12 protein-coding genes and 1 pseudogene are annotated in these 22,935 nt (G+C 64.3%); 10 read left to right on the top strand and 3 right to left on the bottom strand.

All coding sequences use genetic code 11. The features are described from left to right. Positions 1-58: 58 nt before the first annotated feature. On the top strand, positions 59-952 hold the full coding sequence (locus tag DAT35_RS23815) for a hypothetical protein (RefSeq protein WP_146209854.1): 894 nt from the start codon (positions 59-61) through the stop codon (positions 950-952). Between the two features lie 19 nt (positions 953-971). On the opposite strand, the gene DAT35_RS23810 is transcribed toward DAT35_RS23815, so the two are convergent. Further along, positions 972-1,898, bottom strand: a complete 927-nt coding sequence (locus DAT35_RS23810; protein ID WP_108069429.1) for a hypothetical protein — start codon at positions 1,896-1,898, stop codon at positions 972-974. A 71-nt stretch (positions 1,899-1,969) separates the two neighbouring features. Between DAT35_RS23810 and DAT35_RS23805 the strand changes: the two genes are divergently transcribed. From DAT35_RS23805 to DAT35_RS23795, 3 genes are read left to right on the top strand one after another with little or no spacing between them, the layout of a single operon-like run. Then, positions 1,970-2,797, top strand: a complete 828-nt coding sequence (locus DAT35_RS23805; RefSeq protein ID WP_108069428.1) for a metal-dependent hydrolase — start codon at positions 1,970-1,972, stop codon at positions 2,795-2,797. A gap of 44 nt (positions 2,798-2,841) precedes the next feature. Further along, positions 2,842-5,022, top strand: a complete 2,181-nt coding sequence (locus tag DAT35_RS23800; protein ID WP_108069427.1) for a molybdopterin cofactor-binding domain-containing protein — start codon at positions 2,842-2,844, stop codon at positions 5,020-5,022. A 2-nt stretch (positions 5,023-5,024) separates the two neighbouring features. Next, on the top strand, positions 5,025-5,492 hold the full coding sequence (locus DAT35_RS23795; RefSeq protein ID WP_108069426.1) for a (2Fe-2S)-binding protein: 468 nt from the start codon (positions 5,025-5,027) through the stop codon (positions 5,490-5,492). 57 nt (positions 5,493-5,549) lie between these two features. Here DAT35_RS23795 and DAT35_RS23790 read toward each other — a convergent pair whose 3' ends face one another. Further along, entirely contained in the window at positions 5,550-8,762 is a 3,213-nt protein-coding gene (locus DAT35_RS23790) for a carbohydrate binding domain-containing protein (RefSeq protein WP_108069425.1), read from the bottom strand. Positions 8,763-9,112: 350 nt separating this feature from the next. Between DAT35_RS23790 and DAT35_RS23785 the strand changes: the two genes are divergently transcribed. From DAT35_RS23785 to DAT35_RS62425, 3 genes and pseudogenes are all read left to right on the top strand, one after another. After that, on the top strand, positions 9,113-10,498 hold the full coding sequence (locus tag DAT35_RS23785) for a glycosyltransferase (protein ID WP_233261671.1): 1,386 nt from the start codon (positions 9,113-9,115) through the stop codon (positions 10,496-10,498). Positions 10,499-10,800: 302 nt separating this feature from the next. Beyond that, a complete protein-coding gene (locus DAT35_RS23780) occupies positions 10,801-14,250 on the top strand; it encodes a LamG-like jellyroll fold domain-containing protein (RefSeq protein ID WP_108069423.1) in 3,450 nt (1,149 codons plus the stop codon). A gap of 254 nt (positions 14,251-14,504) precedes the next feature. Continuing rightward, positions 14,505-14,693 (top strand): annotated as a pseudogene (locus DAT35_RS62425) (transposase); the annotation flags it as partial. Between the two features lie 42 nt (positions 14,694-14,735). Here the strand turns inward: DAT35_RS62425 and DAT35_RS60895 are convergent. Continuing rightward, complete coding sequence (locus DAT35_RS60895; protein WP_146209852.1) at positions 14,736-15,026, bottom strand: hypothetical protein; 291 nt, start codon at positions 15,024-15,026, stop codon at positions 14,736-14,738. 169 nt (positions 15,027-15,195) lie between these two features. On the opposite strand from DAT35_RS60895, the gene DAT35_RS23770 reads away from it, so the two are divergent. Genes DAT35_RS23770 through DAT35_RS23760 form a run of 3 tightly spaced genes read left to right on the top strand, consistent with a single transcriptional unit; the run spans position 15,196 to position 22,935 of the window. After that, on the top strand, positions 15,196-19,125 hold the full coding sequence (locus DAT35_RS23770; protein WP_108069421.1) for a hypothetical protein: 3,930 nt from the start codon (positions 15,196-15,198) through the stop codon (positions 19,123-19,125). A 36-nt stretch (positions 19,126-19,161) separates the two neighbouring features. After that, the gene (locus DAT35_RS23765) at positions 19,162-21,027 is read left to right on the top strand and encodes a hypothetical protein (RefSeq protein ID WP_146209851.1); all 1,866 of its coding nucleotides are present in this window, start codon (positions 19,162-19,164) and stop codon (positions 21,025-21,027) included. A gap of 45 nt (positions 21,028-21,072) precedes the next feature. Beyond that, a complete protein-coding gene (locus DAT35_RS23760) occupies positions 21,073-22,935 on the top strand; it encodes a hypothetical protein (RefSeq protein ID WP_146209850.1) in 1,863 nt (620 codons plus the stop codon).

The following is a 22,935-nucleotide window of genomic DNA, read 5'->3' as shown; positions in this document are numbered from 1 at the left end:
TCGGCCGACGGTCAACTGCCGGAGTGACGCCGCTTCACGGCGGGTCATAGTGCGCTCCATGAGAACGATGATCCTCATGGCGGTGCTGATCTCGGGCTGCGTAGACAAGGAGCCTGTTCCTTCTTCGGCACTCCCTGGCGGTGAGCGCCGCGCCCGAGCCGATTCGCTTCGGGCCGCGGGGGTTCCCCCCGGAGGGCTCACGGTGCACTTCACCGTCGTGGACGACACTGGTGCGCGTGTGCCAGGTGCACAGGTGAACCTGGTCGACCCGACCCGGACGGATCCCCGTTGTGGCTCCTCGGTGCTCGCGTACGGGCCCAAATACCAGACGAAGCAACTGATGGCCGATGACAAGGGTGAGCTGACCGCCACGCTCGACTTCACTCCGCTCGAAGTCTCCGCGAGCGCCGAGGACTTCTCGGGCGGGTCCGTGATCGCCTATTCCGGCGAGCCCATGACGCTGCAGCTCAATCGCATGCCGTTGGTCCACTGGCGCGGAAGGATCACCGCGCGCGACGGCACGCCGCTCGAGCACGTTCACGTTTACGAAGGTGACACGCCGTGGCCGGAAGCCGGCGTCGCTGGAACCTTTGACATCAAGCTGCGAACCGATCGGCCGATGCCCAGGCTGCGCTTCCGCAAGATGGGATTCTCACCGAGGGAAGTGGTGGCGCAGGAGACCGACACCCTCGTGCTGGACCCGCGGCCGACCATCACGATCTCGCTCGTGAACAAGGCGGGGGCACTGGTGAAACGAGAGGTGTACATCGAGGCGCAGCGAGATGGGCAGACCGTGTCGTACTGCACGACCAACCAGGACACCCCGGCCAGTTGTACGCTGGATGGAGAGCCAGGCCCCCTCACCCTGCTCTTCGGTCATGACGCCTCGCTGGGCAGCCAGAAGATCGAGCTCCGGGAGTCCACTCAGCTCCGCTGGACCGTCGAGCAGTGAGGTACGGAGGATGGGGCGTCTATTCCTTCCCCTGCGGTGTGGGAGCGGCCGCCTCATCCTTCAGTCCCATGGCCTTGCGCAGCAGCGCGGCGGCCGGGCGGGTGTCCCACTCTGACTGCGTCTCTGGCAGTTGCTTGCGATCCGCCCGGTAGACGATCTGCAGGTTGTCCTCCAGCCTGGCCTCGAGCTTCTTGCGCTGGAGCGTCACGCCCTCCGCGTCGCGAGTGGCATAGGAGGGCAGCATGGCGGCGGCCGTCTCTCCGTTGGACTTCGCGATCGCTCCCGTCATGTGCCCGTCGCGGATGCGGATGCTCTGGGGTTTCACTCCGCCTCGCGCCTTGACGCGGATGACGGCTTCTCCGATGGGCCCGGCCCAGCGCCCGCCGGTGGCGAGGATGTACCAGGCCTCCCGATCATCGAGCTTCTCGTCGGAGCTCCAGCTCCCCCCGGTGTACGGCTTCGTCACCACCCCGTAGCGCACGCGCAGCTTCGTGTCGCCCTGGGCGAAGGGGACGGTGAAGACGTGCCAGGACTCCCGTCGCGAGCGCTTGTAGCCGCTCCCCGGCGGTCCCCAGTCATAGGTGTAGACAAGTTCCTTGTCCTCGCTGGACACGGACTTGTCTCCCACCCAGGCGGAGAAACCCACCAGCGGCTCATGGACGGCGAATCCCCGCTCCAGCGGCACGCCCCTCCCAGGGAAGCCCACCTGCAGCTCCTTGGCCTTTCCCGGATTGGCCATGGTGAAGGTGGCGTCGATGATGGCATAGGCATCGTGGAGCTCGATGATGACCTCCTCGTACTTCATGGAGATGCCTCGAGCGGCCTTGGCATCCATGGGGTGAGGCTCGGAGATGCCGGCGAGCGGGTCTGGCGCGACGTCGGCGAAGGACGGGGCGGCGAGGACGAGCAGCAGGGGGAGGAGGGCCTGGGCAGGCGAGGAGCGCATCGGGCAGACTCCGGGAGCACCGTCCGGGACGTGCGGAGCGGCCCGTGCAGCGTACATCGGGGAGACGTGACATGGACTCCAGCTTCAGCCGACGCGCGCTCCTGCTCGTCTCGTCCGGACTGTCCACGCTGGCCGCGGCCGCCGCACGCGGGCGTCCTCGGGCACCGCGGAGCGCGCCGGTGGACCTGGCGGGCAACAAGCTGACCTGGCTCGGCTTCTCCACCTGGCGCGTGGAGACGGCGGGGGGCGAGGTCTTCCTCATCGACCCATGGCTGTCCTTCGAGGGCTGCCCGCTGAAGGCGGACGCGGTGGAGCGGCTGGATGGAATCCTCATCACGCACGGCCACTGGCAGCACATCGGCGAGGCGGTGGAGCTCTCCCTGCGTACGGGCGCGCCGGTGCTGGCGGTGGAAGAGGTGGCGCACTGGTTGAGGGATGCCGGGGTGGCGCGCACGCCGCAGGCCAACGTGGGGGGCACCGTGCGGTTGGGCGGGCTTGGGGTGAGCCTGACGCCCGCAGTGCACACCTCGGGAGTGCTGCACAAGGAGAGTGGCTTCATCAACTACGGGGGAGACCCGGTGGGCTTCGTGCTCCACTTGCCCGGCGGCCTGCGCGTGTACCACGCGGGGGACACGGATGTGTTCGGAGACATGGCGCTCATCCGCGAGCGCTGGTCTCCCCAGGTGGCGCTGCTGCCCATCGGCGACGTCACCACCATGGGCCCGGATGGCGCGGCACTGGCCTGCCAGTTCCTCGGGGTGCGAGCGGTCGTCCCCATGCACTACGACATGCCCCTCTTCACCGGGACTCCGGAGGCGCTGGAAGCGGAGCTGACCCGGCGCAACCTGCCCACTGTCGTCTGGCGGGCCAGGCCCGGAGTGCCGCTCGGGAGCGGCTAGCGCCCGGCGTTGAGTCACGGGGTGGCGCGTGCCACACTTCACGCATGGCTGACACGCTGAGACCGGAAACGGCCGTCCCGGTGGTTGTAGATCGTCGGCAATTCCTGACATGGGTGGTGGCCTCGCCGACGTTGATGGTCGCGGCGCGATTGGGCCTCGGTCTTCCGCCGGCCAGCCCGGTGGAAGCCGGCGTGCTGGGGGCGAATGAGGCGGTAACGCCGGACGCGACCGCGTTCGACATCTACATCACCCTCCGCTCCGACGGGCGAGTCGTCGCGACCTTGCCGCGTACCGAGACGGGGCAGGGCATCACCACGGGGGTGGCGATGCTCGTCGCCGAGGAGCTCGACGTCAGCCTGGGTTCGGTGGACGTGCGCACCGCCAACGCGGACCCCCGCTGGCTCATCCAGCTCACCGGGTTGTCCACGACGATGCGCTACCTCGCGGGCCCCCTGCGCGCCGCGGCCGCGAGTGCCCGGGCGCGGCTGGTCACCGCCGCCGCGCACCGCTGGTGGCTGCCGGCCTTCAGCCTCACCACCGCCAACGGCGAGGTGCTCGCTCCCGACGGTCGCCGGGCCGGGTACGGCGAGCTGGCCCAGGACGCGGCGAGCGTGTTGCTGCCCGAAGTCTCTCCGCAGCCCAAGAAAGCGAGCGCGTACACGGTGGTCGGGCAACCCACCGGTCGCATCGATGCCCGCGACATCGTCACGGGAGCGGCTCGCTACGCTCTCGACCTCGACATCCCCGGGGCACTGCCCACCGTGGTGGCGCGGCCACCCACCCTCCGGGGCTCGGTCCAGAGCTACGACGCTTCGGCGGCGTTGGCCATGCCGGGCGTGGTGGGCGTGGTGGCCCTGCCCACGGGGGTGGCGGTCACCGCCCAGAGCTTCGCTCATGCGCTCGCGGCTCGCGACGCCTTGCGGATCTCCTGGGCGCCGGGTCCGGCCAGCCAGCTCTCCGACGCGGACATCCGGGCACGCCTTCGCGATGAAGTGGGCACGCGGCCTCTTCCGCCCCTGTTCACGACGCAGACCCTCGAGGCCCGCTTCGACTTTCCCTATCTCGCCCACGCGCCCATGGAGACGCAGAGCTGCGTGGCCCACGTGAGCGGTGACCACGCCGAGGTCTGGCTGGGCGCCCAGGATCCGAAGTTCGCTCAACGCGAGGTCGCGACGGCGCTCGGCTGGGCGCTCACTCCGCAGCGGGTCACCGTGCACACCACGCGGGCAGGTGGCGGGTTCGGCCGACGGTTCTTCAACGAGCCCGCGGTGGAGGCCGCCCTCGTCTCACGTGCGCTCGGGCGGCCCGTGAAGTTGATGTGGACCCGCAACGACGACATGCGCCAGGGCCGTTACCGGCCAGCCAGCCACCACCGGATCCTCGCCTACCTCGGCGCTGGCGGTTCGATTCGCGGCTGGCACCACCGGGCCGTCATCCCCACCGTGGAGTTTCCTCATGGGTTCGGGGATCTCGTCACCTCCGTGTTCGGAACGCTCCTGCCCGACGTGACCAGCGCGGTGTTCTTCGAGCTGACGCAGCATCTGCCGTACAGCTTCGGCCTGGTGACGCAGCAGCTGCGCGAGGTCTCGATTCCCATCCCGACCGCCTCGTTCCGCTCCGTGTTCAGCAGTCAGGTGGTGGTGGCCAACGAGCTCTTCGTCGACCAGCTGGCCCGTGAGCTCGGGCGCGATCCGGTCGAGTTGAGGCAATCCCATCTCACGTCGAACCGGCTCAAGGCCGTCCTGAGCAAGGTCGCGCTGGAAGGGCAGTGGGGCAGAGCACTGCCGCCCGGTGTTGCTCAAGGTGTCGCGGTTCACGAGGAGTGGGATAGTTCCATTGCCCACCTCGTCGAGGTTGATGTCCGCGGAGCCGAGCCCAAGGTGATGCGTGTCGTCATCGCCGCGGATGTCGGTCTGCCCATCAACCCCAGGAGCATCGAGGCGCAGCTCCAGGGCGCCGCGATCGATGCCCTGTCGACGACGCTGAGCGCGGGAATCCACATCGACGCGGGAGCCGTGCGTGAGGGCAGCTTCGCCGACTACCGGTGGTTGCGGATGAAGCACACGCCCGCGGAGATCAAGGTCCACCTCGTCCGATCCGATGACCGTGTCGGCGGGGTGGGGGAACTTGGCTATCCCACCGCGGCCGCCGCCCTTTCCAATGCCATCGCCCGGGCGACAGGCACCATGCCCACCCGCTTTCCGATCCTCGACGCAGGAGCCTGAACATGCCGGTTCATCACTTCATCCTCAACGATGAGACGGTCTCGGTGGATGCACCGGCGGACCTGCCCCTGTTGTGGGTCTTGCGCGATCTGCTGGGGGTGACCGGTCCGAAATATGGCTGCGGGGTGGGCGTGTGCGGAGCGTGCACGAGCCATCTCGATGGCGGCGCCTTCCGCCCCTGCATCCAACCCGTCGGCGGCGTGGAGGGCTGTCAGGTGACCACCATCGAGGGACTGGGTGGCGAGGGGCTTCATCCCGTGCAGCAGGCGTGGATCGACGAGGACGTCGCGCAGTGCGGGTTCTGCCAACCCGGTCAGATCATGGCCGCGGTGGCGCTCCTGCGGCGCAACCCCCATCCGTCCGACGCGGACATCGACGCGGCCATGAGTGACAACGTGTGCCGGTGCGGCACCTACGTCCGTATTCGAGCGGCCATCAAGCGCGCCGCCCTGCTGCTCGGCGAGAAGTGAGAGGAGAGCCCCATCGAGCAGATGGGGCTCTCTCTCGAGTCACCTGGGGAGTGTGGCTCAGGGCTTCAGATAGGGACCGTCAACGCCCACCTTGCCCGGTGCCGGATTGCCCGGCAGGTCGAGCACGTAGACACGCAGGTTGCCCTTGCCGGAGACGCTGGCGGTCAGCGAGCCGCTGGTCACGACCTTCACGTCTCCCGTGACGGCGTCCTTGTAGGTGCCATTCGGGATGCCGCTGAAGGTGGCACCACTGGAGACCGTTACCAGCGCGAAGCTGTCCACGCCCTTGGCCGTATCCGTGAAGCGGCGCTTGTAGGCGATGGTTCCCGTGACTCCCTCGGTGGAGTACTGCCCCTTCTGGAGCGCGGGGATGCGGCGGCGGATCTGGTTCAGGCGCTGCAGGTGCTTCGCCAGTGGCTTGTTGAGCGTCTCGGAGACCTTGCCGGAAGCGCTGCCCACCACGCCGTAGTCGGAGGCCGTCACGTTCCCCTCGAGGTTGTCACCGTAGTAGGCGCGGCCGGTGGTGGCGAGCGCACAGGTCGGGCCGCAGTCGATCTGCTTGCCGGCCTGGAACTCGATCTCCGAGCCGTAATACAGCGTCGGGATGCCCCGGAAGGTCCACATCAGGCTCATGTTCTCGGCCCAGGCGTCGGTGCCTCCGGCATAACGGGTCGAGGACTTGTTCGGGCCGTAGTCATGGGAGTCGACGTACACGACATTGTAGGTGGCGTCGTTGTAGCTGTCGTCCGAGTCCTTGCCATTCCAGAAGGCGTTGCTGGCCTCGCCGAAGTTCATGTGCATGCGCATGTCGATCACGCTCATGCCGGAGAACTGGCTGTGGTCCGGCGTGTGGTAGTTGTTGCCCTGGAGGAAGGCATTGGTGGAGGTCGGCTGCTGGGCCGTGCCCATCCCCTGCTCGTAGTTGTACTGCTCGAGGGCGGCCGCGGCGTCGTCGGCGCTGTACTCGCGGCGCTCCTTCCAGGTGAAGAATTGCGCGGAGTGGTTGACCGAGCCCCGGTTCCACTTGTCATTCACGAACGAGCCGACCTCGCCGAACATGAAGAAGTCCTTGCCCTTGGTGCCAAACTTCTGCTCGGAGTGCTGGAGGGCCGCCGGCAGGAAGCGCCGGTTCCAGGTGTTGCGAGGAATATGGACCGCGGTGTCGATGCGGAAGCCATCCACTCCCATGTCGATGTACTTGTTGTAGACGCCGGTGAGGAAGTTCTGGACCGGAGTGCTCTCGGTGTTGAAGTCGGCCAGGTCCTCGTGAATCCAGCAGCTGCGCGAGTCCTCGCCCTCCCAGTTTCCAATCCAGCACTGGTGGAAGTACTGCGCCGGGAACATGCCGGAGGTCGGGTTCGGCCACTGGCAGTTGTAGATGCGATAGCCCTCCTGGCTGGTGTACTGCGTCGGCGTGCCCCAGCTGCGGCAGGTGTTGCCGGTGGGCTCGGGCGTCGACCACAGATCTCCGTTGTAATAGGACTTGCCGGTGGCCGGGTCGATGGTCAGTCCGTCGTACTCGAAGCCCGCGACAGGCTGGTCGTAGTACCAGCTCCACTGGCTGTCTCGCACACCGAAGACCTTGGCGGTCCATAGCCCCTTGGCGCCCCAGCGGCTCGAGTGGTTGTAGACCACGTCCTGGATGATCTTGATGCCCTTGGCGTGGGCCGCGTTGATCAGCTCCTGGTAGGTGGCGCCCGAGGACTCCAGGCGTGGATCGACCTTGTTGAAATCCCAGGCGTGATAGCCGTGGTAGTCGTAGTCCGACCGGTTCAGCACCACCGGGGTAATCCAGATGGCCGAGAAGCCCAGGGCCTTGATGTAGTCGAGCTTCTGGATGAGGCCCTTGAAGTCGCCGCGGAACATGGGGTCGTTGTTGGCCGCATTGCCAGACTTGACGTGCATGCTGCCGCCCCGGTTGTTTGACGGATCGCCGTCGTAGAAGCGCGCGGTCAGCACGAAGTAGATGGAGTCCTCGCGGATGTCTCCACCCAGGGGCTCGCCTGGAGGAGGCGGCGGGGGCGCATCACCGGTGGTGGCCGAGACCGACGCACTGGCGGCGGACTTGTTGCCAGCCGCGTCGAAGGCCTTCACGGTGTAGCTGTAGGTCGTCAGCGCCTCCAGGCCGGAGTCGCTGTAGCTGGTGACGGAGGAAGTGAAGGTCTTCGTGCCCTGAGAGCCGCCGGTGCGGGTGAGCTCGTAGCCCGTCACGCCGCGATCATCGGTCGAGGCATTCCAGGAGAGGGAGAGCCGCGTACCGGATGCTGCCGCGGAAACTCCCGAGGGGATGGCCGGTGGGCTGGTGTCGGGAGGCAGCACCACACACGGCGTGGTGGCATTGGCGGTGACGACACCATCCTTCACCGTGATCAGCCCCGTTCCGAGGGAGTAGTCCGAGCCGTTGTTGTTGTCCCAGGTCCCGCTGTTGTTGTTGAACGCCGCCTTCATTCCGGCCGCCGAGCCCAGATCGACGGTTTTCTTCACCCAGTCGGTACAGGCGGACTCGGACATGGCCACACCCGGCACAGCGGTCCAGGAGCCGCCGGTCGGCGCGTAGTGGATGTTGACGGTGCTCCAGCTGCGAGTCCGCGTGTAGTAGTACACCTCGGCCTTGTTGCCCGCGGCGGTGGTCACGGATAGCGCCGGGCTGGCGGCGGACGCATTGCCGGCCGCGTCCACGGCCTTCACGGTGTAGCTATAGGTCGTGGAGGAGGTGAGTCCGGAGTCGGCGTAGCTCGTGCCGGTCGCCGTTCCGATCTGGGTGCCATTGCGGAAGACCGTGTAGCCCGTCACGCCGACATCGTCCGTAGACGCGGTCCACGAGAGCGTGAGCGAGGTGGTCGTCACCGAGCCCGCCGTGAGGCCGCCAGGCGTGGTCGGCGCCTGGGTATCCGTCACGCAGGGGGCCCCCGCGTTGGCCAGGACCTGACCGTTCTTGATCTGGTGGGTGCCGCCCGTGGGCAGGTCGTAGTTGGCGCCGGACTGGTTGTTGAGGTTGTCCCAGTGGTTCTGACCATCGGTGAAGACAGCCTGGAAGGTGCTGGCAGACCCCGTGGTGATGACCTTCACGACCCAGTTCGTGCACGCGGAACCCATCTGGGTGCCCGGCACGGTGGTCCAACTCCCACTGGCATTGTGGTGGATGTAGACCGTGCTCCAGGCCTTGTAGGGCGTGTAGTAGTAGACCGTCGCCGTGCCGGCGAACGCGGGCTGGCTCACCACCGCCAGCATGAGCGCCAGCGGGACGCTCCATCTCCAGGGGCTTCTCATCTGCTTCCTCGTTTCACCAAAAGTGAAGTGAACGAGTGTGATGTAGCTCAGTCGAGAACAGGTTGAAAGTCGTCCAATTCAAGAAAAGTGTCTTTGCAAGGACTGGTGGGGTGAGAAGATGTATCAACTCGTCGCGCCCATCTGGACGGGGCGGGAATGAGCGCCGCGGTGCGTCGAAACAGCAGGCGGCAGCCGGAACTGGTTGGAAGGCCGCCCCCACCCGCCGTGGAACTGCCCGGACGCTTCATCTCCTTGATGCTCTCCGAGCGAACCCTCATGCAGCCGGTCCTCCGAAGGGCCTGAGCACCTGCACGACGTCACAGAGCTCGGCCTGAGCTGACCAGGCCACGATGAAGGGCTTGCTGCGCTGCTTGTCGTGGAAGCTCAGGCCATCTGTTCCGAGCCCTCGCACCTTGCCATCCAACGTCCGGGTCAAAGCTTCAAGGGGGAGGCAGATCATGTATGGACGACATTCGGTGGTGACCGTGCAGGACTACGAGCCCTTCATCGGTCGGCGCGCAGTCGACCGTATCCTGAACAAGGGACGGCGCCTTTCGGATCGCAGCGTCGCGCACATCAACTCGACCTACTACGGTGGTGGTGTTGCCGAGATGTTGTCTTCGCTGACGCTGCTCATGCGCTCGTTGGGCCTTGCCGCGGAGTGGAGAGCGATTCAGGGACCGCCAGACTTCTTCAACATCACGAAGAAGATGCACAACGCGCTTCAAGGGGAGTCCATCCAGCTCACCGACATCAAGAAGGAGATCTACGAGGAGGTCGCATTCCAGAACGCCCTTCGAAACCGCTTCGACCACGACTACGTCGTCGTTCATGATCCTCAGCCGCTCCCGCTGGTTCAGTATTCGCACAAACGCGGGCCGTGGGTGTGGCGGTGCCACATCGAGTTGGCGCAGCCCAGCCCGGACATCTGGGAGTACCTGACCGGGTACATCGAGCAGTACGACGCGGTGATTGAGAGCACCGAAGAGTTCCGCCAGCGGTGGCGCGTTCCGCAGCTCATCTTCCAGCCGGCGATCGATCCCTTCAGCATCACCAACCGCGAGCTTTCTGAAGCGGAGGTCGAGCAGCGCCTGCGCCACTACGGGATTCCTCTGGACCTTCCGCTGGTCGTGCAGATCTCGCGTTTCGATCGCTGGAAGGATCCGCAGGGAGTCATCCGTGCCTTCCAGATTGCCCGGCGCATTCGTGATTGTACGCTCGTCCTGCTGGGCAACATCGCCACCGATGACCCGGAAGGCCCCCAGGTCTACGAGTCGCTCTTGAGCGCTCGAGAGGATCGGGTCCTCGTCTTGAGCGTCGAGGACACATCCCTGGTCAATGCGCTCCAGCGGCGTGCCGCGGTGGTGCTCCAGAAATCCTTGCGCGAGGGGTTCGGGCTGACGGTCTCGGAGGCGATGTGGAAGGGAACGCCTGTGATTGGCGGCAATGTCGGGGGCATTCGCTACCAGATCGACGACGGGGTGAACGGCTTCCTGGTGTCCTCGGTCGAGGAAGCTGCCGAGAGGATGGTCCTTCTGCTCACGGATGAGAACCTGAGGCGTCGCATGGGGGAGGCCGCGCGTGAAAAGGTCCGGGAACGGTTTCTGATGACCCGGTACCTCGAGCAGTACCTGGACCTGTTCGACGCCTTCCAGACGTCCTACACGCTGCGGCCTGGCATGCCTCGCGCGGAGACAGGTGAAGCGGCCACTGATTCCCACACCGCAGCCGACTGACCCGGTTGCTGACCGCAGGAGTGCGCTCGGCCGATGGGGAGGCCGTGCAGCCCCCTTTGGGTACATGCCTGCTCAGGCCGCCCACCCCACCTCGAGCAGGCGAAACGGTATCCGATTGCGGCTTACACGGTAGGAGCAGGGCCGACGTGTCCGGCGCGCCGTGGGAATCGCTGTCACACGCAACTTTATGGCGACTGTGAACAGATTGCATTGACGGTCTTCCGGGGCTTAGGTACGTGGCGCCTGTGCTCGCGCCCCGGGCTCCACGGAGGGGCCGTGCGCGAGCCGAGAGGGGGCTGTTCATGTCAAGGCTTGTTGTTGCCCTGCTGTCGCTGGGGCTCGCCATCAGTTGCGGCGTGGTGGGAGAAGAGCGCGCCGCCGAGACCTCGGCCGAATCCCAACGCTCCGCCATCGTTACCATCCCGGGCCTGCCCGCGCCCGTGGCGGTGTGGAGCTTCGACGACTGCTCGTACACGTCCGACCTCATCGCCGATTCGATGGGCAAGACCGGAGTCTGGAGCGGGAAGGTGGGCTGTGCCTTTCGCTCGCCCTCGGGCGCCGCGGGGCGCTTCACGGGGCAGGGGCGGGTGGAGACGGCGGATCGGTCGGACCTGCACTTCACGACCGCGATGACCCTCTCCGCGCTGGTGAAGCCCGCGCGCGTGGATGGCTCTCAGTCCATCGTGAACAAGTGGTACTTCTACGACTCGTACGCGCTGGCCATCCGCAACGGGCGCTACCAGTTCGACATCGCGCTGCCCGGGGGCACGTGGGGCGTGACGTACAACCTGTCCGCGCCCGCCACGGCTGGTCAGTGGGCGCACCTGGCCGGCACCTTCGATGGCCAGACGATGAGGCTCTATGTCAACGGCCAGCGGGTGGCCCAGGCCAGCGTCACCGGCTCGCTGCAGGATTCCAACCGGCCCATCGTCATCGGTGACCACCCGAGCGGCAACGCCTACTCCGGCCTCATCGACGACGTGCGCCTCTTCAACGTCGCGCTGGATGGCACGCAGGTGAAGCGGCTGGCCTCGGCGCTCTATGGCATCCCCCAGGCCACCGCGCTGTGGGACTTCGACGACTGCTCGGACACGAGCACGCTGCTGCGGGACACCTCCGGCAACGCCAGCCCGGCGGATGGCCAGAAGAGCGGCGCGGCCACCTGCGCCACGGGCCTGTCCGGCTCGGCCGTCTCCTTCGCGGGCGGCGTGGTGGATGTGGCGGACAAGCCACAGCTCCACTTCACCACCAGCCTCACGCTGGCCGCCGTGGTGAAGCCCTCGCGCGTGGACGTGAGCCAGACCGTCGTCAACAAGTGGTACGGCTATGACTCGTATTCGCTGTCCGTCTCTGGCGGGCAGTACCACTTCACCATCGTCCTGCCCGGTGGCACCTGGGGCCAGCCCTATGACATCACGGCGCCCGCCACGGCCGGTCAGTGGGCCCATGTGGCCGGGACGTATGACGGCCAGACGATGCGGCTCTACGTCAACGGCCAGCGCGTGGCCCAGGCCAGCGTCAGTGGCACCCTGCAGAACTCCAACAAGGCCGTGGAGATTGGCAATTACCCCTCGGGCAATGCCTTCCAGGGGCTCATTGATGACGTGCGCCTCTTCAACATCGCACTCAGCGAGGCCCATGTCGTCAACCTCGCGTACTTCACCACCGGACTGCAGCCGTCATGTGTCACCCCGGTGGCGGGCCAGCAGCTCGTCGTGGGCGCATCCACCCGCGTGTGCGCCGGCACGTATGACCTGCCGTCCTCGTCCGGGACGCCCGCCGTGCGCATCACCGCGAGCGGTGTGACGCTGGAGTGCGCGCCCGGCACCGTGTTCCGGAGCAGCTCCGGGACGGGCACCACGGCGGCGCCCACCGTGGGCCTCTCCGTGAGCGGCGTCAACGATGTCACCGTGCGCGGCTGTGGCGCGAAGGGGTTCCGCTACGGCCTCACGGCCTCCTCGGCGGCGCGGCTGCTGGTGGAGGACGCGGCGTTCGATGACAACTTCACCGACCCCGCGGCGGGTTGGGTGCAGGACTCGGTGCAGGGCGGCGGCGTGCGCTTCGACGGCGTCACGGACAGCACCGTGAATGCCAGCGCCCTGTCACGCAACTGGAACGGCTTCGAGCTGCGCTCTAACAGCCGCAACAACCAGGTGGTGGGCAATGTGGCCAGCCACTGCTCCAACACCGGCGCCACGCTGGTGGACTCGCACAACAACGTGCTGGCGCGGAATGACTTCAGCTGGGGCATCCGCGGCGACAACCTCGTGTATCCGTCCAACTGGTACGGCGTGGACACCCGGGACTCGGCGGGCATCATCGTGGACGCAGGCAGCAGCCGGAATCTGCTCTACGGCAACGACACGCGCTACGGTGGCGATGGCATCTTCCTGCGCGCCGTCATCGGCGCCTGCGCCCCGAACAACACCCTCCAGAACAACGACACCTCGTTCAGCCCGCACAACGCCATCGAGTCCTGGTGCGACGGAAACAAGTTCATTGGCAACATCGCGTCGGACAGCAACTACGGCCTGTGGCTCGGCGGGAATGACAACGCGGTGGTGTCCGGCAACACGGTGGAGCGCAACCTCGTGGATGGCATCTCCATCCAGATTGGCGAGGACCGCCACACCGTCATCGAGGGCAACCGCATCGCCAACAGCGGGCGGGTGGGCATCCTCCTGACGGGCCGCGAAATCCAGGAGTGGGATGTGCTGGACGTCTGCAAGCCGCGCAGCAGCCTGGCCAACTCCAGCCATCTGCTCATCCAGCGCAACACCTTCGCCAGCAACGGCACGAACACCAGCCGCTGCACGGGCAACTGCGACGTGTACCTGGAGGCCACCCGCGGGGTGATGCTGGCCTCCAACTGCACGGGCGGCAACGTCATGCCCACGCCGCGCCTGGGCTGCCAGGTGGAGGGGGTCTTCACCGTGGGCGGCTGCGGCCTGAACCCCAACAACGGGGGCCCCGACGCGCAGCTCGCGCCGGTGAGCGCCGTGGCCGGGCAGCCCGTGACACTGGACGCCTCCGCTTCCTCCGACAAGAACGATCCGCTCGGCTTCCACTGGCTGGTGCAGCGCGCGGGCGCCAGCTTCGTGCCGGATGCGCTCCCTCCCTACCAGCTGCTGGGAGCTGGCACCGCCACGCCGTCCGTCACCTTCCCATCCGCGGGCCTGTATGACGCGGACGTGTTCGTCAACGACGACACGACCGGCGGCCTCGCCTCGCGGCTTGTCGCGGTGGCGCCGAACGGCACGGCGCTCGGGGACACGGCCTCGCAGTGGGGCTTCCGGTGCAACTCGACGTGCACCACCACGCTCACGGATGACACGGTGAACAAGCTGTTCGGGAGCGGCTCGGTGAAGGTGGCGAGCAACGAGGGCTTTGGGCTGGCCGTCTTCGCGCCCGTGGGCCGCAACCTCGCGCTCAACGCCTCCAGCCGGACGCGCCTGGGCGTCTTCCTCCGCGCGCGCAACCCGAACCAGTACGGCTGGCAGGGCACCTTTCCGGTCGTCGTGCTGGGCACCACCGGCGGCGGCGAGTACGTCTACACGCCGAGCGCCAATCTGCTGCCCACCTCGCCGGACGAGTGGGTCTACGTGGATATTCCGCTTGCTGGGGGCAGCGGCTGGACACGCACCGCCAGCGGCTCGCCCACGTTCTCGAAGGTGGACTACGTGGAGATCCGCACGGACACCTGGGGCGCGGACCCGTACGACATCTGGGTGGACGGGCTGACGCTGTTCTGAGGTCCTGAGTGGCTCCCGGCCGGAGACAGGGTGCTCTGGCCCGGAGCCGCGCGGCTCACAGGCCCTTGTGCACCGTGCCGATAGCGTGCGCGGCCCCCGTGCGCCCCAGCCGGTGGGCATCGTCGACGATGGCCTTCGCCTCCGCGTCCCACGGAAGGTGTCAAAGGAATCGTTCCAACAACTCCCGCCCTACGAGTTGTTTGACACCTTCGCCAGGGCCCCTACGAGTTGTTTGACACCTTCGCCGGGACTCAATCCTGGCGCTGTACCGGGTGGAACATGAGGCGCTCAAGGCCGGAGTGGTGCGCACGCTCGCCCATCGCGCCTTGCGCCAGCAGAAGAGCCGTCCCGTGCTGGAGGCGCTGCACGCCTACCTCACGGCGCAGAAACCGCTGCACCTGCCCAAGGGGCCCATGGGACAGGCCATTACCTACGCACTCAACCAGTGGGACGCTCGACGTGTTGCTGCTCGTGCAGACGCACCCCTACTCGCGCCTCGACGAGCTGCTGCCGCACGAGTGGAAGCGGCTGTTCGCCGCGGACTCCTCTTGAGCGCTCCCGCGCTCGTAGCCCGCCCTGCTCATCGCCTCCAGCCAGCGCGCGACCGCCGTCGAGCACGACCCTCGTCCGCCCTCAAGCACCCTCTGCACGTCCTCTGCCGGACGGGTACGGAGGCCCAGCTCGAGCGCCGAGCCACCGCCCTGCGTCAGCAATTCCAGCGTGTGAAGACTCGGCTGCGTGCCCTGGCTGCAGAGGAAGGCCTGCTCGAGGAGCATTACTGATCCGGTTTGTTGCAGCGTGTCGAATAAATTCGTGGCGGCTCGCCCATTGCGCACGAGGCCCAGTCACGAGTCTGAAAATACTCACCTGTTCATTTGTTGGGTAAACGACAAAGAAGAATAATCACCTGGCGATACAGATGTTTACTCGTCGATTGTTTCGGACATGACGGTCCGAAATAGCAGCCGTGGCTTTCTTCATGTGCCCCTCCGGATCCAGGCCATGTGCCTGGATCAACCCAAGGACATTGTCCGGGCCATGGCGGATTTTCGGCGGCTCCCCGCGGAAACGAGGAGCGCGGTTCGAAACGCGCGCACGCCCAATCTCGCGGAGAATGTCCTCACGCCGCCATTCTCCAAGGATCTCCAGATCCCAGCCGGTATTCATCTGCATTGGTTGCTCCCGGACGCCCTGACCCAGGGTGAGCAAATGGAGGCTCATACACGCTTTCCTCATGTCCCCAATCGGTGGCTCGTGCTCCGAAGTGGAGGCGGCAAGCCCGAGCGACAATGGGTGGTGGAGAGCGATTATCTATACCCGGAGGGATACGGCGAGGAAATCCCCAATGACGGCGACGCTCCGGTCAATATCCAGGTCCTCCCGGATCCTTCACCGAATAAGGGTTACCGCTATCGCTTCCTGGGACGAGCCCTCACGCTGGCGGATTGGCGGAGCGCTCAGGGAGCGCCAGGTGATGAATACCTCCCCGCATTGACGGCCGTGGGAGCCGAAACCGAAGTCCCCATTCTGGATACGGTGCGCGCCGCCTTCGCATCCTTTTATCCCAATTGCCGTGGCGTATTTGGCTTTCATGACGCGGAGCTGAAGACCGCCTCGCCGCCTTCCGGTCTTCGCTACGACGTGATGGGCTGGTACAGCCAGGTGGGCCACGATTGTCTCACCCCATTGCTGACCGAGGCGACCTCTCCGGAGGAGCTGAAGAGACTGCTCGAAGAACGGCTCGAATGGAGCTTGGACTCATCCGCCACGTCGCCGCATGCGTCTCTATTCCATGCTCGGCTAACTTTTACTCCGGGAGCTCGGGCCGCTCGGGATGTCGTGGGCGAATTGTCCACCCCCACGCTCGCCATGGGTCGGACTGAAACGGAGGCGCTGGCCGCACATTTGGCGCATCGCCACGCACCGCAAACCAATGACGAGGACAGGGCCAAGCGTGAGCTGATGGAGCAGCAATTGGAAGCCCTCCAGCTCACGGATCGTCTGGAGGGGCATACGCTGGATCTGGAGGCCATTCTCCAGGAGGCTCGCCACGAGAGGGGGTTCGCCGCTCATTCCGGAGGAATTCGGTGGACCATTCAACCCGAAACCGACACGTCCACGGAGCTCTTCTCCACGTTTCGCATGGGGCGAAAGCCACGGGCGACACGAACCCCTCCCACTTCATGGATGGGAATGCTGGATGCGCTCAACGTGCTCCAGGCTGAATATCAGCGCGCCACGGACGAGCTGAAGGATCTGCGCGAGCGCATGTTCATGCGCTGGTATTCGCTGCTGCCCAGCAAGGGCACCAATCTCAATTTCTTCAAGGATTATGTCGCCCCGGTGAGACGGCGCCTGACCTCCATGGGGCGCATGGTGTTGGAAGAGACGGCCCAGCGAAGCGCATTTCGCGCACGCCTGGAGCCTTCCGCTTTCGAGGTCGTCTCCAGCCTCAGCACTCACCATGCGACTTATGTCCGCGTCATCAACGAGGGAAAACCGTTCAATACCAACTCGGGATCGTCCTATGAGACGTGGGCCGTGGAGTTCGAGCACTGCTGTGGTTTCAAGCTCGACGCTACTCACACCGTCAAGGTCGTCGAGAGGGACAAGTCCTGGGAGGTGCATAATCTGGGCGTCGTCTATCCGGTGAGCGCCCGGGAGAGCGGTCTTTTTCTGGAGATTCCTCCCGCCGAGTCCTCCATAGCGGTGCGTTTTTCCAAGGCACTGGAGACCGTGCGGGACGCCATTCACGCCTACAATGCCACCGAGGAAGGACGGGATGCGCGCTATGTCCTGCGCGCCGCCCCGGAAACGCCTTACTGGGAGCCCGCGGATCCGGTCGTCCTTTTCACCGGCGAGGCCGCGGCCGCGGACCTCTGGAATGCTCAGTCCACGGAGGCTGAATTGCTCCCGTGCGCCTTCGCGGACCTTTCCCTGGATTTACAATCCTTGCCCCAGGCCACCCTCACCGCGATGCAAGGATATTTGAATGGATTGCTGGCGGACACGGGGCAAATGTGGAAAGAGGGTCCATGGACTCCCTTCTTGATGCACTGGAGCCTCCATGTCGCCCCGTGCGGCCGAGATGAAAATGGAGATTTCGATCCCGGGCTATTGCTTGAGCATTATGACCTGGGCATCCAGGGGATCGACCTGACGCTCAAGCCCGGTCACGAACAATATTTCTCCGAAACGGATGACGTCTATCAAGGCACGAGCCTGCTCTCCGCCTCCGCTTCGCTGGAGGTCAAGGACCGGATCCTGTATTGGCTCGAGGACGCGATATTAGAGCGATTTTACGAGGAGAACGACGTCCCGTCCGAAGATCGGGTGAAAGGTTATCTGGAAGAGCATTTTACTGAGATTCACGACTGGTATCTGAAGCAGAATCCCGGAGCGGGCGTGGAGGATCCCGTCTTCACCGCGCTGTGGTCCTACGACGAGCTTCTCAAGACCCCGTGTCTCGCGCAGTCCATCGGCAATTTTCATCAAGTGTTGCTGCTGCGCGAGCCCACCCTGCAGCTCAAGATCAGTGACCCCACGGCCCTTCGCAACAGCCTGCATTTCTTCATCACGGAGACCACCCGTGATGCCATGGGCGAGGAAATGCAGCGCAGGCCGCTCGCACTGGACCGGTTCAATCCATTTCGCGCGGGTGCCATGTCCCTCACCGGATTGTGGCTGGTGGACACCTTTGGACAGGTCCTGGAGGTCATGAAGCCCGGGGCGCCCCGGGAAGTGAAGGTCATTGCGCCCACGGACCAAACGCCCACGAATCCATTGCATCAGCTATTGCTCCCGCCTCGGTTCTCGCAGCCGGCGCGCGTTCGCTTTGATTGGATTCCGGCCGAGTCATCCGGAGGCCGCCGCTCCAACGAGCACCCAGGAACGAGCCCCGTGTGCGGATTCCTCCTGGTGAATAATCTGGATGGTGCCCTGGCGGTCTATGATGCGAAGGGACGGGCGCTGGGCACGGTGGACAGGGGTGGTACATGGCGCACGGCTCCAGAGACCGGGACGCGCACGAGAATGGATTCCCGAGGCCTGCCCCAATTCCATGACGCCGCGCTCCAGCAGGTGGTGCACCACGTCCTGGAACAAGGGCCGGATTTTCTGCGTGCATTCCTGTCCACGCAGAGAACGGCGCTGGATACCATTGATCCAGAGGCTTACGCGGAGAACCCCAGTCGAGCGCTGCTCGTCGATAGGCCCGTCGCGGTGGTGCGGGCCTCGCTGACATTGGAATTCAGGGGACCACCGGCCTTTGATCCCAGCGTATTGACCATGGGCGCGGCGGGCACCGTTACCAGCAGGGACGTGGAGAAGATCAAAGTCCCCGTTCGCTTGGGGGAATACAAACAATTGAACGACGGCTTGGTGGGGTTCTGGTGGGAGAATCCGGATGGGAGCTGGATGGACGGTGTTTTCCATTCGCCGCAAGAGCGCGCCGTCAGTCATCCCAAGATCCGCACCTATCACCATGGGCTGGAAGTCATGCTCCCGCTGCGCACACTGGCGGACCCAGCACAACATTTCACCTTCTTGTTGGATCCTCGAGCGCAGGTCCATGCCACCACCGGCGTCCTCCCCAGTCCACAGTTGAGAATTCATCCGGACCATTACAGCCGCGCATTGACGGACATGGAGGTGAGCTTCCTCACCGCGCCTTTCTTGTCGGATAAAGGCGCCCTGCGGCTGCCCGTGCCCGTCGAGCCCGGCCACGTCTGGTCATGGGTGACGCAAGAGCCCGGAGGCGCCTGGGCGCAAACGCATGAGCTGGAGCCGCCGAACCCTCGCGCCGCATTCTCCGCGCCACAGGAATTGCGCGAAGGCTGGTTGATACTTCGCCGCTCTGACCATTCGGAGTCCTGAGCGCAGGTCCATTCTCGTGGAGCAAAGGACTTCCCCATGACGACGCCACCCAAGCAACCTTATGCCTTTGAAGTCGTCTATGAATCCTCCGGCGAGGAGCCTCTTCGCGACGTGCTCCTTACGCAGAATTTGCCGCTGGAGCTCCGGATCACGAACCTGCTGCTCAAGGATGGCACAGCCATTCTTTTGAATACGCTGAGCGACGTCTCTCCAGAGAGCTTCCATTTCATGCTGGAGGCCAAGAAGGGCCTGATCGCCACCGCGACCACGACAACGGACGGGAATTGGAAGCTGCTTCGCGTGCAAGAATCCGCGCGAGGCACGACGCAGATATTTCTGGCCTGGAATCAGCCCACGAAGCGATTGGAGGCGGGCGAAACCATGAGCATTCCTTTCCGGGGTCTCTTCGCGAACCCCCAGGGCGATCGGCCCACCGTCCCCATGATGTTGTCTTGGCCTTCGCTCACCCCCGCGCGGTCCTCCGCTGGAGCCGTGAGCACGGAGCCTCGGCCGCTAGAGGATGAGGAATATGCGCTGGAGACATACCTGCTCCTGGAGCGAAAAACATGGGAGGGAAGGGCCCGCGTACCTTTGCGATTGGATGTGGTGGGGCCGCGCCACGTCCTGAACGTGGGGGACAAGCCCAATACCCTGGTGCTGCGCATCACCAACAGTGCTCCACCCGGTAGCCAGGGCGAGGATGTGACCTTCTCTTTTAATTCCAGCGAGATCACGAAGAGCTCCCATCTCTCCGTGGAACTGTTGGCGGGGACCGTGGAGGGGAGGCCCTTCGCCCTGGGGACCTCGGACCAGCTCAAGGTCATCAATCGCACAATGGGAGGTTTTGTCGAAGCCAGTTCGACCGTCTCCTCCTCATTGGTGCGCTTCAAGCTTCGCCCCACGGCCAGCAAGGTGCTCAAGCCTGGGGATTATTTGGAGCTCACCCTGGAGAATCTGGTCACCCATCACCCCAATGGTCTTACGAATATTGACGTCCACTTCGAGCGGATAGACGGCTTCCAGGATGGAAGTCTCTCGTGCCTTGTCGAAAAGGCTCCGCTCGTCTTCGGACGTGACTCGCTGTCAGGCAACGTGGGAATGGGGGACCAAGCGCAGGACGCCAGGCTCTCGGTTCGCGGCGGGCCGCTGCATCTGGAAGGAGCGGAGATTCAGAGCAAGGAATCGTTGACCTTCCGCGCGAATGTGGACAAGCAAGGTGAAGATTCCGCCGCGCGATTCTTCGTGAAGGACGAGCAACAACCCGTGATGGAATTGAATGCGAGCGGTCTGCTCAAGCTACGCACGAGCAGCACCAAGCATGGCTTTCGGCATACGGATGGAACCGTGGCCTTGACGACCTACGTCAAGAGCTCCACGCCCGTGGGGGGCTGGATAGGGACCCATTCGACCCATTCGCTCCATTTCTTCACCAAGGACTCCGCGCCACAGGTGACGCTGGACACGAATGGGCGGTTGGGAATTGGCACCCAGACGCCAGGCGCGCCGCTGGATGTTCGAGGGAATTTCCTCATCCAGAATAGTGGGAAGCTCGCCATTGGAAAGGCATCTCCGGGTGCTTTCTTGGATGTCAATGGGAACTTCTTCATCAAAGGCAAGAAGCCCATTGAGTTCATCAAACTGACCGCGAGCAATCCCAATAGCAGGACCGCGACGATCAATACCACCATCAAAGTATCGGAATGGTACCTGGCCGTGGCCGGATTCGAGGCCTCCTTTTACCCAGCCAATTTCAACGAAGTGAATTGCATCTCGGAGTTCTACGCCACGGGTAGTCCTGGTGGGAACTGGAGCGTGGTTTTCAGCGCCTTCAACAAGTTCATGTTGCTCACCTGCTATGCGGTGTGCTTCCGAAGAGAAATTTGTAAGGGAATTCACGGCTGAAAACTCGCGTCGCCTGAACGATCCATGAGCTTCGCGGAGCCATTCATGACGGCATCATCCCAGAATCCGTTCCATTTCAAGGTCGTTCACGAGCTGCCTGGCGGGGAAGCGACCCTGCGTGACTGCCTGCTCACCGAGAATTTGCCTTGGGAGCTGCGCGTCACCAATGTGCTCCTCCGGGATGACCAGGCCCTCCTCTTGACCCGGTTGACGGAGGCCAGTCCGGAGAAGTTCCATTTTCGACTGGAATTCAAGACGGGGCTGCTCGCCACCGCGCCCACCACGAGCCCGGACACCGGGTGGAAGGTGCATCGCGTGGAGGAATCCGAGCGAGGAACCACGCAGGTTTTCCTGTCGTGGACTCAAACCGCGAAGAGGGTGGAGGCGGGGGAAACATTGACCATTCCCATTCAAGGTCTCTTCGCCAGTTCGGGGGGGAATCAACCCACCATTCCCATGTTGGTCTCATGGTCCTACGTCACGCCCGCGACCGCTTCCGACGGCGCCAATCAATCGGATCTGGAGGCCCTGGAAGAGGAGACCGAGCAGACGACCTTCCTTGTTCTTGAAAAGAAGTCGTGGCCGGGGAGGACCCACATCCCCTTGAGGTTGGATGTGGTGGGTTCTCATTATGTCCTGAACGAGAAGAGTCATTCCAATGAGCTGGTCATTCGCGTCACGAATCCTCCGCCAAGCTCGGGTCAAGACCAGGATGTGATCTTCAAATACAGCGCGAATGTTGCGGAGAGAGCGTTCCTGAATCTGATGGTGGCGGCGGGTGATATCGCCCCGCGCCCGTTCGCGTTGGGGACCCAGGCTCAATTGAATCAGGTTACCGCGACGTTTCAGGGATTCAGCCTGGATTCGCGTGGAATGTCGCCGGACGCCATCCGATATTTCATCAAGTTCACCCCCACGGCGGATCTGACGCTCAAGCCCGGCGAATTCAAGGAGCTGGTGCTGAGTAATCTCGTCACAGAGCATCCCAGTGGCCCAGTGACGGTGGAGCTGGAATACGGCCGGGTGCCAGGTTTTCGCGATGGGAAGTTGACGTGTCTCATCGAGAAAGCGCCCCTGGTCTTCGGACGAGATACAAACAGTGGCAATGTGGGAATCGGGGAAGGTGCGCCGCGGGCCAAGCTCTCCGTGAAAGGAGGACCGCTGCGTCTGGAAGGGGCGGAGCTCCAGAGCAAGGAATCGCTGACTTTCCGAGCGAATACGGACAAGCAAGGCGAGGATTTCGCCGCGAAGTTCTTCGCGAAGGATGGCCAACAGCCACTGATGGAGCTGGATGCAAGTGGCCAGTTGTCACTGCGAACTGGCAGCGGCAAGCATGGCTTTCAGCACACGGATGGAACCGTGACCGTGAGCAGCTTCGTCAAGAGTGCATCTTCCCCTGTGGGGGGCTGGTGGGGGACCATGGGCGATCATTCCCTGCATTTCCTCGCGGGGAACCTCACTCCGAAGATGACACTGATGTCTACGGGACACTTGGGAATAGGAACCCAATCCCCGAAGGCACCCTTGAATGTCCACGGCAATGTCCTGATTCAAAACAATGGGAAACTGGGGATTGGGACGACGACTCCCGGCGCGCCATTGGATGTTCATGGTGAATTCTTCGTCAAGGGCAAGAAAGCTGTCGAGATCCTCCATCTGTCCGTGGCGGATCACAGCGGCAGCACTGTCACCCTCTCCACGACGTACAAGGCTTCGGAATGGTATCTGGCGATCTGCGGCATCACCGCTGGTTACATGCAGGCCTCCTGGGGATTCACGGAGTATCAAGCCCTTGCGAACCCCGGGGAGAACTGGCGCATCGTTATCAGCGCGGGCGGGCATATCAAAAGCCTGACCTGTCATGTGCTTTGCATCCCGAGAGAGCTTTGCAAGGGCTTCCTCGATTGA

Origin of the sequence: Vitiosangium sp. GDMCC 1.1324 (assembly GCF_003044305.1) — a bacterium.
In the GTDB taxonomy this organism is placed as follows: domain Bacteria; phylum Myxococcota; class Myxococcia; order Myxococcales; family Myxococcaceae; genus Archangium.
Note: the sequence above shows the minus strand (reverse complement) of the source record. Positions and strands in the feature narration are given on the sequence as shown.

What these genes read in the sequence shown, in the direction of transcription:
- DAT35_RS23815 (WP_146209854.1), top strand. Translation starts at nt 59, where the DNA reads ATGAGAACGATGATCCTCATGGCGGTGCTGATCTCGGGCTGCGTAGAC.
- DAT35_RS23810 (WP_108069429.1), bottom strand. Translation starts at nt 1,898, where the DNA reads ATGCGCTCCTCGCCTGCCCAGGCCCTCCTCCCCCTGCTGCTCGTCCTC.
- DAT35_RS23805 (WP_108069428.1), top strand. Translation starts at nt 1,970, where the DNA reads ATGGACTCCAGCTTCAGCCGACGCGCGCTCCTGCTCGTCTCGTCCGGA.
- DAT35_RS23800 (WP_108069427.1), top strand. Translation starts at nt 2,842, where the DNA reads ATGGCTGACACGCTGAGACCGGAAACGGCCGTCCCGGTGGTTGTAGAT.
- DAT35_RS23795 (WP_108069426.1), top strand. Translation starts at nt 5,025, where the DNA reads ATGCCGGTTCATCACTTCATCCTCAACGATGAGACGGTCTCGGTGGAT.
- DAT35_RS23790 (WP_108069425.1), bottom strand. Translation starts at nt 8,762, where the DNA reads ATGAGAAGCCCCTGGAGATGGAGCGTCCCGCTGGCGCTCATGCTGGCG.
- DAT35_RS23785 (WP_233261671.1), top strand. Translation starts at nt 9,113, where the DNA reads ATGAAGGGCTTGCTGCGCTGCTTGTCGTGGAAGCTCAGGCCATCTGTT.
- DAT35_RS23780 (WP_108069423.1), top strand. Translation starts at nt 10,801, where the DNA reads ATGTCAAGGCTTGTTGTTGCCCTGCTGTCGCTGGGGCTCGCCATCAGT.
- DAT35_RS60895 (WP_146209852.1), bottom strand. Translation starts at nt 15,026, where the DNA reads ATGCTCCTCGAGCAGGCCTTCCTCTGCAGCCAGGGCACGCAGCCGAGT.
- DAT35_RS23770 (WP_108069421.1), top strand. Translation starts at nt 15,196, where the DNA reads ATGACGGTCCGAAATAGCAGCCGTGGCTTTCTTCATGTGCCCCTCCGG.
- DAT35_RS23765 (WP_146209851.1), top strand. Translation starts at nt 19,162, where the DNA reads ATGACGACGCCACCCAAGCAACCTTATGCCTTTGAAGTCGTCTATGAA.
- DAT35_RS23760 (WP_146209850.1), top strand. Translation starts at nt 21,073, where the DNA reads ATGACGGCATCATCCCAGAATCCGTTCCATTTCAAGGTCGTTCACGAG.